This window comes from Martelella mediterranea DSM 17316 (genome assembly GCF_002043005.1).
Taxonomy (GTDB): domain Bacteria; phylum Pseudomonadota; class Alphaproteobacteria; order Rhizobiales; family Rhizobiaceae; genus Martelella; species Martelella mediterranea.
The window spans coordinates 409,446-425,390 of the sequence record NZ_CP020331.1 but is presented as its reverse complement, the minus strand read 5'-3'; the positions used below and the strand labels follow the sequence as shown (position 1 = coordinate 425,390).

Annotated in this window: 15 protein-coding genes; 5 read left to right on the top strand and 10 right to left on the bottom strand. The window is 63.9% G+C overall.

The features are described 5' to 3' along the window. The first annotated feature begins 47 nt into the window (after positions 1-47). From Mame_RS23700 to Mame_RS23680, 5 genes are all read left to right on the top strand, one after another. The gene (locus tag Mame_RS23700) at positions 48-1,112 is read left to right on the top strand and encodes a Gfo/Idh/MocA family protein (protein ID WP_018064038.1); all 1,065 of its coding nucleotides are present in this window, start codon (positions 48-50) and stop codon (positions 1,110-1,112) included. Next, a complete protein-coding gene (locus tag Mame_RS23695; protein WP_018064037.1) occupies positions 1,109-2,272 on the top strand; it encodes a CaiB/BaiF CoA transferase family protein in 1,164 nt (387 codons plus the stop codon). The genes Mame_RS23700 and Mame_RS23695 overlap by 4 nt, the downstream gene beginning before the upstream one ends. A 17-nt stretch (positions 2,273-2,289) precedes the next feature. Next, the gene (locus Mame_RS23690; RefSeq protein ID WP_018064036.1) at positions 2,290-3,399 is read left to right on the top strand and encodes an ABC transporter substrate-binding protein; all 1,110 of its coding nucleotides are present in this window, start codon (positions 2,290-2,292) and stop codon (positions 3,397-3,399) included. Next, a complete protein-coding gene (locus Mame_RS23685) occupies positions 3,399-3,845 on the top strand; it encodes a MaoC/PaaZ C-terminal domain-containing protein (protein ID WP_018064035.1) in 447 nt (148 codons plus the stop codon). Before Mame_RS23690 ends, Mame_RS23685 begins: the two co-directional genes overlap by 1 nt. A gap of 169 nt (positions 3,846-4,014) precedes the next feature. Beyond that, entirely contained in the window at positions 4,015-5,022 is a 1,008-nt protein-coding gene (locus Mame_RS23680) for a LacI family DNA-binding transcriptional regulator (protein ID WP_018064034.1), read from the top strand. Positions 5,023-5,052: 30 nt separating this feature from the next. Here the strand turns inward: Mame_RS23680 and Mame_RS23675 are convergent, their stop codons facing one another. The 10 genes from Mame_RS23675 to Mame_RS23630 all read right to left on the bottom strand — a co-directional run bounded on the left by Mame_RS23675 (position 5,053) and on the right by Mame_RS23630 (position 15,940). Continuing rightward, on the bottom strand, positions 5,053-6,198 hold the full coding sequence (locus Mame_RS23675) for a fumarylacetoacetate hydrolase family protein (RefSeq protein WP_018064033.1): 1,146 nt from the start codon (positions 6,196-6,198) through the stop codon (positions 5,053-5,055). Continuing rightward, positions 6,195-7,742 (bottom strand): sugar ABC transporter ATP-binding protein, encoded by a 1,548-nt coding sequence (locus Mame_RS23670; protein ID WP_018064032.1) that lies wholly within the window; start codon positions 7,740-7,742, stop codon positions 6,195-6,197. The genes Mame_RS23675 and Mame_RS23670 overlap by 4 nt, the downstream gene beginning before the upstream one ends. After that, entirely contained in the window at positions 7,739-8,704 is a 966-nt protein-coding gene (locus tag Mame_RS23665; RefSeq protein WP_018064031.1) for a sugar ABC transporter substrate-binding protein, read from the bottom strand. The genes Mame_RS23670 and Mame_RS23665 overlap by 4 nt, the downstream gene beginning before the upstream one ends. A gap of 41 nt (positions 8,705-8,745) precedes the next feature. Then, a complete protein-coding gene (locus tag Mame_RS23660; protein WP_018064030.1) occupies positions 8,746-9,693 on the bottom strand; it encodes an ABC transporter permease in 948 nt (315 codons plus the stop codon). 7 nt (positions 9,694-9,700) lie between these two features. Beyond that, positions 9,701-10,480 (bottom strand): enoyl-CoA hydratase/isomerase family protein, encoded by a 780-nt coding sequence (locus Mame_RS23655; protein WP_018064029.1) that lies wholly within the window; start codon positions 10,478-10,480, stop codon positions 9,701-9,703. A gap of 58 nt (positions 10,481-10,538) precedes the next feature. Further along, positions 10,539-11,732 (bottom strand): CaiB/BaiF CoA transferase family protein, encoded by a 1,194-nt coding sequence (locus Mame_RS23650; protein ID WP_018064028.1) that lies wholly within the window; start codon positions 11,730-11,732, stop codon positions 10,539-10,541. Between the two features lie 5 nt (positions 11,733-11,737). Next, on the bottom strand, positions 11,738-12,499 hold the full coding sequence (locus tag Mame_RS23645; protein ID WP_018064027.1) for an SDR family NAD(P)-dependent oxidoreductase: 762 nt from the start codon (positions 12,497-12,499) through the stop codon (positions 11,738-11,740). Continuing rightward, positions 12,496-13,677: an aldose 1-epimerase family protein gene (locus tag Mame_RS23640; RefSeq protein ID WP_018064026.1), complete on the bottom strand. Its 1,182-nt coding sequence runs from the start codon at positions 13,675-13,677 to the stop codon at positions 12,496-12,498. The genes Mame_RS23645 and Mame_RS23640 overlap by 4 nt, the downstream gene beginning before the upstream one ends. Positions 13,678-14,040: 363 nt before the next feature. After that, entirely contained in the window at positions 14,041-15,102 is a 1,062-nt protein-coding gene (locus tag Mame_RS23635) for an ABC transporter ATP-binding protein (protein WP_018064025.1), read from the bottom strand. Between the two features lie 4 nt (positions 15,103-15,106). Next, on the bottom strand, positions 15,107-15,940 hold the full coding sequence (locus tag Mame_RS23630) for a carbohydrate ABC transporter permease (RefSeq protein WP_018064024.1): 834 nt from the start codon (positions 15,938-15,940) through the stop codon (positions 15,107-15,109). Positions 15,941-15,945 lie beyond the last annotated feature (5 nt).

Genomic DNA, 15,945 nt, shown 5'->3' with positions numbered 1-15,945 from the left:
ATAATCTATTCAGATAAGAATGATGCTTTAACCTGAAGGAGGAGCAGGTGTCAGAGAATGCTCGCAATCCGGCGCAAAGCTGGGCGGCGGTTCGCGCCCCGCGCCCCATCGTGATCTTCGGCGGCGGCTCGATCGTAGGCGATGCCCATATGCCCGCCTACCGCATGGCCGGCCTCCCGGTCGCCGGCCTCTACGATATTGATCCCGAGCGCACCGCCAAGGTCGCCGGCGAGTGGGATATCACCCCGTTCGCAAGCGTTGAGGAGGCGGCGGCTGTGCCCGGCGCGATCTTCGACCTCGCTCTGCCGCCGGTTGCCCATGTAGATGTGCTGAACCGCCTGCCCGATGGCGCGGCCGTGTTGATACAGAAACCGATGGGCCGCAATCTCGACGAGGCGACGGCCATTCTGGAAATCTGCCGGGCGAAGAAGCTGACGGCCGCGGTGAACTTCCAGCTTCGCTTCTCGCCGATGATGCTCGCCATCCACGACCTTTACAAAAGCGGCGCGCTCGGCGAACTGGTCGATGTCGAAATGCATGCCAACATGATGACGCCCTGGGACCTCTGGCCTTTCCTGAAGTCCATGGACCGCGTCGAGATCCTGCTGCACTCGATCCACTATCTCGACCTGATCCGCCATTTCCTCGGCAATCCTGCCGGCGTTCACGCCCGCACCATGGGCCACCCGCTTTCGACCATGGCCCAGACCCGGACCTCGGCGATCCTCGACTATCCCGAACCCGTCCGCGCCGTGCTTTCGATCAACCACAATCACGATTTCGGCCCGAAATTCCAGGACTGCTACTTCCGCTTCGAGGGCACGAAGGGCGTCGCGACGACAACGCTCGGGGTCAACCTGAACTATCCGAAAGGCGTGCCGGACGAATTGTGGTTCTGCGAGAAAGGCGGCGAGTGGCAGCAGATTCCGCTTTCCGGAACCTGGTTCCCGCATGCCTTTATCGGCGTGATGAACAATCTCCAGCGCTTCGTCGCCGGCGATGATGCCGAACTGGTCACCTCGGTCGAAGACGCCTGGAACACCATGGCGCTGGTCGAGGCCGCCTACCAGTCGAGCGCCTCGCCCGCGACGCCCATCAAGGAAAAACCATGACTGCTGAGACTGACGACCTGCCGCTTGCCGGCGTGCTGGTGCTGGACATGTGCCAGTTCCTTTCCGGCCCCTACTGTTCTCTGCGCCTTCAGGACCTCGGCGCCCGGGTGATCAAGATCGAGCGCCCCGGCCTCGGCGACCTGTCGCGCCGGCTCTACCTCTCCGACACCGAGATCGGCGGCGATTCGACCATCTTCCACGCCATCAACCGTTCCAAGGAGAGCCTCGCCATCGACATGAAGGACGAGGCCGACCTGGCGGCGCTCAGAAAGCTGATCGGCAAGGCCGACGTCGTGCTGCAGAATTTCCGCCCCGGCGTGATTTCCCGGCTCGGCCTCGATTACGAGACGGTCAAGGCATTCCATCCGGGCGTTGTCTACGGCTCGATCACCGGCTATGGCGACGAGGGTCCGTGGGTCAGCCGGCCGGGGCAGGACCTGCTCGCCCAGGCGCGTTCCGGCGTGATGTGGCTGAACGGCGACGAGGATCAGGGTCCCGTCCCCTTCGGCCTCGCCATCGCCGACATGCTGGCGGGCGCGGCGCTCTGCCAGGGCGTGCTTGCCGCGCTGGTGAAGCAGGGCCGCACCGGCAAGGGCGCCCATGTCGAGACCAGCCTGCTCGAAGCGCTGATCGATTTCCAGTTCGAGGTGCTGACCACGCATCTCAACGACGGCAGGCGACCGCCGAAGCGCTCGGCCTATCGCTCCGCGCATGCCTATCTCTCCGCGCCTTACGGGGTTTATCCGACGGCCGACGGCTATCTGGCGCTGGCGATGATGCCGATCGACCAGCTTGCCGACGTGCTCGGCATCGACGCGCTCGATCCCTACCGCAGCAAGCCCGATCTCTGGTTCTCCGCACGCGACGACATCAAGCGGATCATCGCCGACGTGCTGAAGGAGCAGACCACCGACCACTGGCTCTCCATCCTGGAACCGGCCGACGTCTGGTGCGCCAGGGTGCTGGACTGGCCGGAACTGATGGATCATGCCGGTTTCAAGGTGCTCGACATGCTGCAGACCGTGACGCGCGACGATGGCATCGAGATCCAGACCACGCGCTCGCCGCTCAGGGTCGACGGCAAACGCATGCAAACCCGCCGCGCGGCGCCGAGGATCGGCGAACAGAGCGCGGCCATCCGCGAGGAGTTCGGACTGTGACGATTAGACTGAAAGGCATGACCTGGAACCATCCCCGCGGCTACGATCCGATGGTGGCGAGCGCCCGGCTGTGGCAGGAAAAAACCGGCGTATCGATCGAGTGGGACAAGCGCAGCCTGCAGGATTTCGAAAGCTTTCCCGTCGAGGAACTGGCCCGGCAATACGATATGATCGTCATCGACCACCCGCATGTGGGCCAGATCACAGCGGAAAACTGCCTGGCGCCGCTTGATGTCGAAGGTCGCGAGGATGAGCGCAAGGCGCTTGCGGAAGGCTCCGTCGGCGCTTCCTATCCGAGCTACAACTATAATGGCCGCCAATGGGCGTTTCCGCTGGATGCCGCAAGCCAGGTGATGGCTTACCGGGAAGACCTGCTTTCATCCGTTCCCAACGATTGGGAGAGCCTGATCGGCCTCGCCCGCGAGGGCCGCGTCCTGCTGCCGCTGCGCCCGCCCCACAGCCTGATGACATTCTATACGCTCGCCGCCAATATCGGCACGCCCTGCCGCAATGATGGCCCCGGGCCGCTGATCGGCGAGGCGGACGGCATTGCCGTCTACGAGATGCTGGCGGAGCTTGCGAGCCTCGTGCCCGCGGACAATTTCGCGATGGACCCGATCGCGGTGCTCGAGGCGCTGGCCGCACCCGGATCGAAAGCCGTTCTCTCGCCCTATATCTACGGCTATGTGAACTATGCGATGGACGGCTTCCGCCCGCACCGCCTGACCTTTACCGATATTCCGGCGCTTGGGGACAATGGCCCTCGCGGCTCCGCGCTCGGCGGCACCGGCATTGCCGTTTCGGCCTTTTCGCAAAACAAACAGGCCGCCGTCGACTATGCCTATTGGGTGGCGGGCGGCGCGGTTCAGTCCGGGCTCTACCCCGAAGCGGGCGGTCAGCCCGGCCACGACGCCGGCTGGACCGACGACGCCGTCAACGCCAGGACCCATGATTTCTATCGCAATACCCGCAAAACGCTGGAGACCGCCTATCTGCGACCGCGCCATAACGGCTATATGCGCTTCCAGGCAGAGGCTTCCGAGGCGCTCAACGAAGCGCTCAGGGACGGCGCCACCCCTCACGCAACAATCGGTCGGATCAACCGGCTTTTCGAGGAGAGTTTCTGATGGAGCGTCCCCGCCATTTCGAGGATATTGCCGTCGGCGAGGAACGCCGCACCTATGGCCGCACGATCACCGAGACCGATTTCGTGGTCCATGCCGGCCATACCGGCGATTTCTTTCCGCATCACATGGATGCCGAACACATGAAATCGACGCCCTTCGGCCAGCGCATCGCCCATGGCACGATGACGTTCGCGATCGGCATCGGGCTTTCGGCCTCGGAAATCAACCCGCTCTCCTTCACCTATGGCTATGAGCGGCTGCGCTTTCCGAAACCCGTCTTCATCGGCGACACCATCCATACCGTGCTGACGATCGCGCGCTGCGAGGACGACCCGAAGCGACCCGATTACGGCCGCGTCATCGAAGAAGTGCGCGTGAAGAACCAGCGCGACGAAGTGGTGATGGCCTGCGACCACGTCTATCTGGTGCAGCGCCGGTCGGCCTGAGCACATCACAGGGCTCCTCCCGGAGGCCCCGGCGGTGACGGCAATCGATCCGTGATCGCCGGGGTCGTTCCGTATCTATCGCTGGATTTCTTGTGTCGCGGGCCATTGATCACGGCCTCATGATGATTGAAAATGATTTGTTTTCTGATGTTCTCATGAGGGTTTCACCATGCGCGTCACCATGTCGGAGATCGCACGGCTCGCGGGCGTTTCACCGGCGACCGTGGATCGCGTGCTGAACGACCGGGCCGGCGTGCGCGGGCGTACCCGCTCGATCGTGATGGAGGCCGCGCGCCAGCTCGGCTATTTCGGCCTCACCGAAACCCAGAAGGGCAAGGCCGTCCGCATCGTGTTCTTTCTGCCCGAAGGGCCCAACAGCTTCATGCGCGGGCTGCGCACCCAGCTTCTGGAGGAGGCTCAGGCCCGTCCGGAGGTCTCGGTTCAGGTGGAAGAGGTCGTCAATCCCGGTCCTGACGCCTATGTCGCCGCGCTGCGCGCCGTCGAGGGAAAATGCGACGCCATCGGGATCGTCGCGCCCGATCACCCGATGCTGCGCGAGGAACTGACGCAGCTTTCAAGGAAAGGCATTCGCATCGCCACCCTCGTCTCCGACATTTCGGCGATATCAAAGGTCGGCTATGTCGGCATCGACAATCGCGCCGCCGGCCGTCTGGCCGGGCTTCTGCTGGGGCGGTTTCTCAACCATGGAAAGCGCCACAAGATCGCCGTGTTCATCGGCTCGCTCGCCTATCGCGGGCATGAGGAGCGCGAAATGGGCTTCCGCTCGCTGCTGGCGGAGGATTTCCCCGAACTCGAGATCGTCCATTTCGGCGAAGTGGGCGATGACCGCTCCAAGGCCTATCAACAAACGCGGCAATTGCTGGAGCGTGCCGATATCGATGGAATATACAGCATCGGCGCGGGCAATCAGGGCATCGTCCAGGCGCTGAAGGAAACGCGCAAGAGCCGCGATGTCGTGTTCATCGGCCACGACCTGACCGATACCACCCGCACCGCCCTTCTGGACCGGACCATGGACGCCGTGATCGACCAGAACCCCCGCATCGAGGCGCGCGAGATCCTGCGCATGCTGTCAGCCGCCGTTCGCGGCGAGATGGAGCCGGAATACCCGCCCCGGCTCCAGGTCATCTTTCGCGAAAACATTCCGATGCGATGAGCCTGGAGAAGGCGGATCGAAAGCAGGTTTTCAAAGCAGATTTCGCGCGGCGAGGTTTTTCATCAGCGTGCCGGCCCCAAAGCTCCACGGCGCGCAATCGGAGGCGTAGCGCACCGTGTTGGCAAGCGCGCCAAGGGCGGGGTTGGAGATGGTCACCCGGTCGCCGGTCTTGTGGGTAAAGCCCTCGCCCGGCACGTCGCGGTCCTCGGTCGGCGCGAACAGCGTTCCGAGGAAAAGCACGAAACCATCCGGATACTGGTGATGCGCGCCGACGGTCTGGCGGACGAGATCAGCCGGATCGCGGCTGATCTCCGACATCGAGGACTGGCCGTGGAGCACATAGCCCTCCGGGCCGTCGACGCGCAGGTCAAGCTGCATCGCCCGCACATCATCCATCCCGAAGCCCTTGCCGAACAGGCGGAACATCGGGCCGATGGCGCAGGAGGCGTTGTTGTCCTTGGCCTTGCCGAGCAGCAGCGCCGACCGGCCCTCGATATCCCGCAGGTTGACGTCATTGCCGAGCGTCGCGCCGAGAATGTCGCCGCGGCTGTTCACCAGCAGCACGACTTCCGGCTCGGGATTGTTCCACTGCGATATCTGCAGAATGCCGATCTCCGCGCCGTAGCCGACGGCGGACATCGGCTGCGACTTGGTGAAGACCTCGGCATCCGGGCCGATGCCGACTTCCAGATACTGGCTCCACAGCCCCTCGGCGTGAAGCGCCGCCTTGACCTTCTGCGCCTCGTCGGAGCCGGCCTTGATATTGCGCAGGCTGTCGCCGATCAGCGTGCCGATGCGCGCGCGGATCGTCTCGGCGCGTTTCGGATCGCCGGCGGCCTGTTCCTCGATCACGCGCTCGACCATGGAGCGCGCGAAGGTCACCCCGCAGGCCTTGATCGCCTGAAGATCGGTCGGGGCCAGGAAGTGCATCGTCGTCCGATCAGCCGGATCAGCGCCAAGAAGGTCGGCGAGCGCGCCGAGATCGCGGCCCTCTGCCGCCGCGACATAGCCGGCAGGGTCGTCCATCTCGCAGATGTCGCGCACAGTTGCGCCAGCCTTTGCGGTGATATCGATCACCCGGCCCTCGCGGCAGGTGACCACGGCAGGCCCTTCCGCCTCGGGCAGCCAAACGCGCCCAAGCCAGATGCCGTTTTCGTCCAGGTCAAAATGCGTCATGTCTCTCTTTCATGTTCACTGAAGGCAAGGCGCAGGATCTCGGCCTCGTCCATCTCATCCCGCGCCAGTACGCCAGCCAACCGGCCTTTTGACAAGACCCCGACGCGATCGCAAAGGCCAGTGATCTCCGGGAGCTCGGAGGAAGCGACGATCACCGTCAGCCCCTCGTCCGCGGCAGCGCGTATGATATCGTAGATTTCGGCCTTGGCCCCAACATCAACCCCATGGGTCGGTTCGTCCAGCAAAAGAAGCGTGGGGCCAGACAGAAGCGCGCGGGCAAAAATCACCTTCTGCTGATTGCCGCCGGAAAGCGTGGTGATCGGCCGACCGTCGTGCTCCATCCGAACGGAGAGCGCCGAAAGCTCATCGGCAACCGCGCCGGCCTCGCGTCCACCCGAAACAACACCGAGGCGGGCGAAGCTTCTGAGCGACGACGCCGATGCGTTGCGTCGAACCGAATGCTGCGGCAGGATACCCGCCGTCTTGCGGCCCTCCGGCACCAGGGCGATGCCGCGCTGCAGCGCCTCGGCGGGATTACGCGGCGCAAGCGGCGCGCCATCGAGCGTGATCGCGCCGGCCGCCTTGCGGCGTGCGCCGCATATGGTTTCCAGAAGCTCCGTCCGCCCGGCACCGACAAGGCCGAAAAGGCCGAAAATCTCGCCCTTGCGCACCGAGAAGCTGACATCCTCCAGCACGCCCGGTACGCTGACGCCTGATAGCTCCAGCGCAATCTTTGTCGATGTGATCGCTCGGTCCGCGTGGGAAAACAGCGCCGTCTTGCCGGTCATGTCGGCAATAATCCGGTCCTTGGTCGTCTCCGCCGGCCGGCGGTCGGAAACGACGCAGCCATTGCGCAGCACGAGCAGGCGGTCACAGATGGACATCGCCTCGTCCAGACGGTGGGTGATGAAGATGATCGCCGTGCCGGCATCGCGCGCGCGGCGGACGAAATCGAGGAAGCCCTCGACCTCGTGCGGCGTCAGCGACGAGGTCGGCTCGTCAAGGATCAGAAGGCGCGGATCGCGCGCGGCGGCGCGGGCAATCTCGACAAGCTGCTGCTCGCCGGCGCGCAGGTTTCCGGCGAGGCGCGCGGCATCTATGCCGCCGGCGCCCACGGCGTCCAGCATGCCCTGCGCCTCGCGGCGCATCTTGTCCCGGTCGACAAGGCCGATGGCGTTGCGGGGCATGCGCCCCAGAAACAGGTTTTCCGCGACGCTGAGCGCGCCGACGACGGAGAGTTCCTGATGGACGAAGGCGATGCCCGCCTCGATCCCCTCGGCGAAGGAGGAGAACCGGACCTCCGCGCCGTCGTAAAGAATTTCGCCGGTATCCGGCTTCAATCCGCCGGAGACGATGTTCATCATCGTCGATTTGCCCGCGCCGTTTTCGCCGAGAAGCCCGATGACCTCGCCCGGCGCAAGCGAGAGCGAGACATCCTCAAGCACCTTGACCGGACCGAAGCTCTTGGAAATCCCGGTCAGCCTGATCCTGGGGGCGGCATTGCCGCCGCCCCCTTCGGGTTTATGGCCCGTTTCCGGGTTCATTTCGCGACGTCCGCCGGCGTGATGAGATTGCCGTCGGCCTCGATCAGTTCCGGCACTTCGGTGCCGGCAACCAGATGGTTGAAAAGCATGACCGAACTGTCAAACGCCTGCTGGAAAGGTGCCTGGTCAAGCAGGCCGACCATTTCGCCGGTTTCCAGATAAGCCATGTTTTCCGGCGTATGGTCGAAACCGACGACGCCGACCTTGCCCGTCAGACCGAGGTCCTGGACGGCCTTTGCAGCGCCATAAGGCCCACCGGCCGTCACATAGACCATTTCGAGATCGGGATTGGCGGTATACATGTCCTGCACCAGCGAATAGGCGCTCTCGGCCTTGTCGCGGTTTTCGAACGGGCCGATGATCTCGATGTCGGGCGCGTTTTCCTTCAGATAGTCGAGCGCGCCGTTCATGCGCATCTGGTGCTGGGTCGCGCCGAAATAGCCGGTGATCACCCCGAGCTTGCCGTCGCCGTCCATCTTTTCGTTGATGAATTCGCCGATCTGCTGGCCGGCGGCGGTGGCGTCCTGCCCCATGAAGGAAAGACGCTTGGACGGAACAGCGCCCTCGGCGATGATGGAGAACACCGGAACGCCTTCTTCCGTTGCCTCGTTGATGATGCGGGCGGTGCCATCGAAGATCGGCACGACGACGATGCCGTCATATTGCTGGGCAAGGGCCGCCTCGATGCCCGAAACCACCGCTTCCGCCGACAGGTCGTCGCCGAGATCGACATAGTCGAGCGTGCCGTTGAATTCGGCCAGATAGTCCTTCGCCGCCATCGCGCCCTCGGTGACCGGGATCCAGAACGGGTTGTTCTGGAACGACAGGAAGGCGATCCGGACATTGTCCCCGGCCTTCTCCACCGCCTCGACGGTGCCGCCTTCAGGCAGGCTCTGGGCCATTGCCGCCCCGCTCCAGATTGTCGCGGCCACAAGCGCCGCAGCGAAACCACGCAGTTTCATGTTGCTTCCTCCTAGTTTCAGCAGGTGCGATCCGGATCGGATCAGTCCTCGGCCTCGTCTCCTCGGTGAAGCCCGTCCACCCCCACGGCGAGGATGATGATGAGCCCCTTGGTCACGACCTGCCAGTAGGCCGAAATGCCCAGCAGGACGAATGCGTTGTTCAAGAGCGCCATGAGCATGGCGCCGATAAAGACGCCGATGATCGAGCCGCGCCCGCCGCTGAGCGCGGTGCCGCCGAGAATGACGGCGGCAATGACGTCAAGCTCGTAGCCCATGCCCAGATTGGGGTCGGCGCTTGCAAGGTTGCCGGCGAGAATGATGCCGCCGAGACCTGCAAGCAGGCCGCAGAAGGCAAAGACCACCATGCGGATGCGCCCGGTATCGATACCCGCCAGACGCGCGGCCTTGGGATTGTCGCCGACGGCATAGATTTCCCGCCCCGTGACGGTGCGGGTGGCGATCAGATGCACAAGGATCGCAAGCCCGATCATGAGGATCACCGAGACCGGGATATCGAACACACGGCCCGCGCCCAGCACTTCGGCCCAGCCCATGAAGGTGACGGGAATGCCGCCCGTCATCAGAAGCGCCACGCCGCGCGCGATCGACAGCATGCCGAGCGTCGCGATGAACGGGTTGATGCGGAACCGGGTGACCATCAGACCGTTGAGCACGCCGGCGGAGAGGCCGGCGCCGAGGCCTGCGGCCAGCGCGAGAATGTTCGAATCCGTCGTCTGCAGCACGATGGCCGCGCAGACCGCCGAAAGCCCGACCACCGAGCCGACGGAAAGATCGATCCCGCGCGCGATAATGACCAGCGCCTGGCCTAGCGCGACGATGGCGACCACCGAGCCCTGACGGCCGACATTCATGAGATTTCGCTGCGAAAGAAAGTAGTCGTTGGAGAAGCTTAAGTAGAGCGCGACCAGGATCAACATCGCAAAGACGGAAAATTCGCGGTGTTTCACCAGTGTTTTGAGACGGGTCATCGTGGCATCACCTCTTCGCAAACGTCGCGGCGCGCTTTTCAGCGAAGGCGGCGCGGCCTTCATGCGCGTCTTCGGTCGCAAAGCAGATCGTCTGCAGGTCGCGTTCATAGGCGACGGCCTGTTCCAGCGGCATGTTGAAGGCCGCCTTCAGATTGGCCTTGGCGGTTTCCGCGGCAATCGGCGCGCGGGCGGCGATCTGCCCGGCGATTTCGTGGGCGCGGTCCATCAGCGCCTCCGGCGCCGTCACGTCACTGACCAGCCCCCAGGAAAGGGCCTGCTGCGCCGTGACCGGCTCGCCGGTCATCACCATCAGCGCCGCATTGGACGGGCCGATCGACTGCGCCAGATGCGCGGTCATGCCGCCGCCGCCGATCCAACCGAGCTTGATCTCCGGCGCGCCCAGTTTCGCATTGTCCGAGGCGAGGCGGATATCGCAGGACATCGCCATTTCCAGCCCTCCGCCAAAGGCATAGCCGTTGATCGCCGCGATCGAGGGTTTGCGCAAAGCGCGCAGAATGTCGCAATATTCGGTGCGATTGCGAAACGCCCAGGGCGTTTCATAGGTCTCCAGCAGCGCGATATCGGAGCCCGCGCAAAACGCCTTGCCGGTGCCCGTCAGGATCACCACGCGCACATCGTCGGCGTCGTTGCAGGCAGCAACGGCTTCTTCGAGCAGGCGCGCCATTTCCGGGGTCATCGCGTTCAGTTTCGCGGGCCGGTTATACGTGATCGTGGCGACATGCCCCGACACGTCCAGCGTCAGTTCCCGTGTATCGGGCGCGTTCATATCCTGGCCTCCTCCAGTTTATTTTTTCTGCGGCCGGGCCAAGCCAGGCCACGAAATCCTATGCGTCCAGGCTCTTGATCGCGCCGGACTTCGCCATTTCGACGATCTCGTCATCGGAGAACCCGGCGGCGGTCAAAACCTCGTTTGTGTGTTCGCCGACGCGCGGCGCGCCATAGCGGACCTCGGACGGTGTGCGCGAGAAGCGGATCGGGAAGCCCGGCGTCTTCACCCGGCCTTCCGTCGCATGGTCATATTCGACGAATGTGCCGTTATGGGCGATCTGGGGGTCGGCCACGAGATCGGCATAGGTGTAGACCGGCCCGGCCCAGATGCCGTGCGCATTCAGGCGTTCCAGCGCGTCGGCGGTGGAGAATTTGCCGATCGCCTCGCGAGTCAGCGCGAAGACGTCGTCGCGGTCTTCCCAACCGGCCTTCATCTCGTCGAGATCGGCAAGGCGCGGCTCGTCCAGCGCCTTGGCCATCGCCTCGAACTGCGGCATGGCGAGCGCGATATAGCCGTCGGTCGTCGCAAAGGTGCCATAGGGCGAGCGGATATAGACATGGGCGTGCGGCTCGGCGCTGCGGGTCTGCGGCTTGTGGCCGACGGTGAAGACCGACAATTCCTGCATCTGGATGGTGGTGATCGCGTCAAGCATGTTGACCTCGACCTTCTGCCCCTCGCCGGTCCGCTCCCGGTGCAAGAGCGCTGCGAGCGCGCCCTCGAAGGCGGTGTAGGCGGTGACCGCATCGACGATGTACTGGCCTGAGGCCTGCGGCGGCTCGCCAGCGCGCCCGGTCGACATCATCGCGCCGGAAATGGCCTGCAGCAGCAGGTCCTGCCCCGGTCGCTTCGCATAGGGGCCATCCTCGCCGAAGCCGGTCATCGACACATAGATCAGGCCGGGATTGATGGCCGACAGCGTCTCGTAATCCACACCCAGACGCCCGGCGACGCCGGCGCGGTAGTTCTGGATGAAGACATCAGCCGTCTTCACCAGCCGCCGGATGATCTTGCGGCCCTCATCGGATTTGAGATCCACCGCCAGAGAGCGCTTGTTGCGGTTGAGCGACAGGAAAGAGACATTGACCTCGTTTCCGGTCACGCCGCCGGCAGGCGCATGACGCTGCCATTCGCCGGTCACCGGCTCGATCTTGATCACATCGGCGCCGAGATCGCCGAGACGCTGGGCCGCGAACGGGCCCGCCATGGCGATCGAGCAGTCCAGCACCGTATATCCGCTCAGAATTCCCATTTCATTCACTCCATGACCCAGCCGCCATTGACGGCCAGCGATTGTCCGGTGATGAAGCCGGCCTCTTCGGAGGCCAGAAACATGACGGCGGCCGCGATATCGTTCGCGCTGCCGCGCCGCTTGACGGCCTGCCGGTCCAGCACCATGGCGTTGTAGCCTTCGGGATCGGGGTGGATCTTCTCCGCATCCGTCGGAAAGGCGCCCGGCGCGATCGCATTCACGGTCACGCCCCATTTGCCGAATTCCCGCGCCCAGGCCCGCGTCAGACCCAGGAGCGATCCCTTCGACTGGACGTAAGGCACGAGATTTTCCCATTGGCCGGAAAGCGTGATCGAGGTGACGTTCAGGATGCGACCCCAGTTCTGCGCCCGCATACCGGGAAGCGCCGCACGGGTGCATAGCTGCGCCGCCTCGACATTGACCCCATGAACCGCCGCCAGTTCGGCATCGGAATAATCCTCGAACGGCTTGGAGGGGTAGATCGCCGCATTGTTGATCACGACATCGATCGCGCGCTCGGCCGCAAGCGTCCCGAGAAGCCCGGCCAACGCCGGCTTGTCCAGAAGGTCGATGCGGTGGAGATGAAGGCGATCCGCCGTGGCTTCGGACGCGGCACCTTCAAGCGCCGCGATCTTCTCCGCGTCGAAATCCAGCACATGCACCTCCGCGCCGGCGGAAAGCAGCGCTCGGGTCGTCTCCGCGCCAAGCCCGCCGGCCCCGCCGGTATAGAGCACCCGCCGGCCGGTCATGACGAAACGGACGCTCATGCCCCGCGCCCCTCAATCGGCCGGAAATTGCCGCTGGCGGCGGGGTAATCGCTCTCCGGCTGGATCGCGATCGCGCGGATTCCGGCTTCCGCTGCCGCAATCGCCTGCGCATCGGGGAGGACGGAGAACACCGTGTCGTAACGGCGCTCGTCGCCATGTTCGAGCCAGATCATCTCGCGGCGCTCGCGCGCCGCATTATTGCCGAGAACATGATGGGTCGCGGGCTCGATCCCCAGCGCATACTGGCCCGCCTGCAGGTTCTGCCATTCATACTGGCAGGGAAATTGATGCTTTTTGGTCGTGACCATGAGGCCAAGACCGAGCCGATCGTTGACGAGCGCGACCGGAACCGCGCCATTGTCGTCGGCCGCCATCTCATGCTGCCAGACCTGCTCATGGAAATTCATCTGCGGGCCGGACAGCGTGCGGTAGCCAACGCCTTGCTTCTCATAGCTGTCGGCATGCGCCACGTTGACCACATCGCGGATCGGCGCGAGATAGCGCGCGCCCTCTTCCAGCACCGGATGGCCGACATTGATGTGATAGCAGAACATGTGCGGCGTGCGGTAGAAGCCGGCATTGACCACCCGGTCGCTGAGACGGATGTCGCTTGTGCCGGCCTCGATCTCGATCCGCCGGTGCAGTTCGAGATGCTCGCCGAAGACCGCCGCCTGCGTCACCACGCCCTCGGCCCACAGGATCAGCCTGTCGCCCTCCCAGCGCTCGCCATATCCGCTCAGCCGCGCCGGGATGGTGCCGACCCGTCCATGCAGCGAATGAGAGGCCTTTTGGCGCGGGCCGTAGACATAGGAGCTGGTCTCGGTGTCGTTCATGAACAGGATATGGTCTAGACCGCAGGTGATCATCAGGCCGGAGAAACTCCGCATGAATCCAAGACCGCCTTCGCCCTCATATTCATGCAGCGCCGGGTGGCGGAAGCCCGCCGGGCTGTGCCAGCCGATCGCCTGACCGCGATAGTCGCAGTCCGCGATATCCAAGGCGCGATCGATCAGGACGGTAAACCGAAGCCCCGTGCCGGAACGGAATTCCAGCATACGGATGCCGCGCTCGAGCCCGTCATTGAGCTGCATCAGCCGCACGCCCGCCGCATGGCTCACATTTCCGCTGAGCGCGGCCAGTTCGGCGCGCGACAAGGACTTTCCATAAAGCTGGACCATCCTCCTCCCCTTCTCTTGCAATTTCCGCACGGCGGCGCGGCCGTGATGCCTCACGACGGAAACTATGGGTTTGGGGAGGCGTTATAAATCAACATTAGTCATCAAAACCCATCATTTTAAATCAAAGACTGAAGCGCCACTCTATGCATGCGGGCGGAGCAGTGGGGAATTGATGATGGTATGTGGCCGGCCTCGCCGACATCATTCCGGCGGCCGCGCCCCTCTTTTTAACAAAAGGCTTCCAGCGGCGCACCCTCGGGTTCGCAGCGCGCCTTGACCCCGGGTCTTGAGGAGGAAGCACCGTGGTTGCTTGGGGTCACCGGCGCGCCGCGTTCTTTGTCGCGTGAAAGCGCGATCCGAGCGCTACCTTATCCTGAGGCCATCCCGGTCGAACAGCCGCGCGTGGGCCGGATCGAAGCGGAGCGTGATGGTCTCGCCGTGGCGCGGCGCTTCACGGTTGCGGCGCTCGGCGATGACGGGCTCTCCGCCCTCGACCGTGCCATAGACATAGGTCGTGGCGCCGAGTTCCTCCGACACATCGACGGTGATCGGCAATTCATTGCCGGACTCCGCGTCGAGATGCTCGGGGCGAATGCCGAAGGTGACCTCCTGGCCGGCGGCAGGGGGATGCTGCAAGTCGGGCAGCCTGACATTGCCGCCGGCAACACTCACGGTGCCATCGCCATTCGCGACGGCCTTCAGGAAGTTCATGCGCGGCGAACCGATGAAGCCCGCGACGAAGAGATTGTCGGGATCATGATAGAGCGAGACCGGCGCGCCGATCTGCTCGACCCGGCCGCCGCGCAGCACCACGATCCTGTCGGCAAGCGTCATCGCCTCGGTCTGGTCGTGGGTCACGTAGATCATGGTATTGCCGAGCGCCGCATGCAGCTTGGCGATCTCGACGCGGGTCTGCACCCTCAACTCGGCATCGAGGTTGGAGAGCGGCTCGTCGAACAGGAACACCTCCGGATTGCGCACGATCGCCCGGCCGATCGCCACGCGCTGGCGCTGGCCGCCGGAAAGCTGCGATGGCTTGCGTTCCAGAAGTGGCGTCAGTTGCAGGATGTCGGCGGCGTGCCTGACCTTTTCCTCGATCTCGGCTTTCGGGTGGCGTGTCATCCTGAGGCCGAAGCTCATATTGTCGGCGACGGTCATATGCGGGTAGAGCGCATAGGACTGGAACACCATCGCCACGCCGCGATCGGCCGGCTCGACATCGTTCATGCGCTCGCCGCCGATCGTAAGCTCCCCGCCGGTGATGTCCTCGAGGCCTGCGATCATCCGCAGAAGCGTGGACTTGCCGCAGCCGGACGGGCCGACGAAGACGACCAGTTCGCCCTCTTCCACCTCCAGCGAAACGCCGTGGATGACATCGACCGAACCATAGGACTTGCGGATATCGCGCAGAGCAAGCTGAGCCATTGAATTAGCCTTTCACCGCGCCGACGGCGATGCCGCTGACAATCTGGCGCTGGAAAATGATATAGAGAATGACGATGGGCGCGGCCGCCAGCACGATGCCGGCCGACAAAAGCGGCACATTGGTGGTGTATTCGCCGCGCAGCGCCGCAATGCCGACCATCAGCGTGCGCTTGTCCTGCAGCACGAGCAGCGAGATCAGCACGTCGTTCCAGCAGTAGAGCGTGTTGAGGATGCCGAGCGTGATCAGGGCCGGCTTGCCCATGGGCACCATCACATGCCACCAGATCTGGATCAGCTTCGCCCCGTCAATGCGGGCCGCCTCCACCAGTTCGCGCGGCAGGCCGGCGTAGAACGAGGTCATCAGATAGACCGAAAACGGCAGGAAGAACGCGGTGTAGGAGATGATCAGCCCGATCCTGGTATTCAGCAGGTTGAGGCCGATGATCGTCTGGTAGAACGGCACCAGCACCACCTGCACCGGGATCATCAGCGAGGCGAGGATGACGACGAAGATCAGCTTGCGCAGCGGAAAGCGCAGCACCGCGAAGGCAAAGCCGGCAAGCGACGAGATCACCAGCAGCACGAGCACCGCGCCGAGCGTGACGACGACGGAGTTGAAGAAATAGGCCGACAGGCCCGAACGGTTCCAGACATCGACGAAATTCATCAATGTCGGCTCGGTGACGATCCCGAACCGGTCGAGGATATAGCCCTTGTTGGTCTTCAGCGCGTTGTTGATCGCGAAGAAAACCGGATAGACGCAACTGAGCGCCAGAAGCGCCATGGGCACGGAAAACACCCAGAGCAGCCGTTTCTGCTTGTTGCCGGCCTGTGCCATTCTCG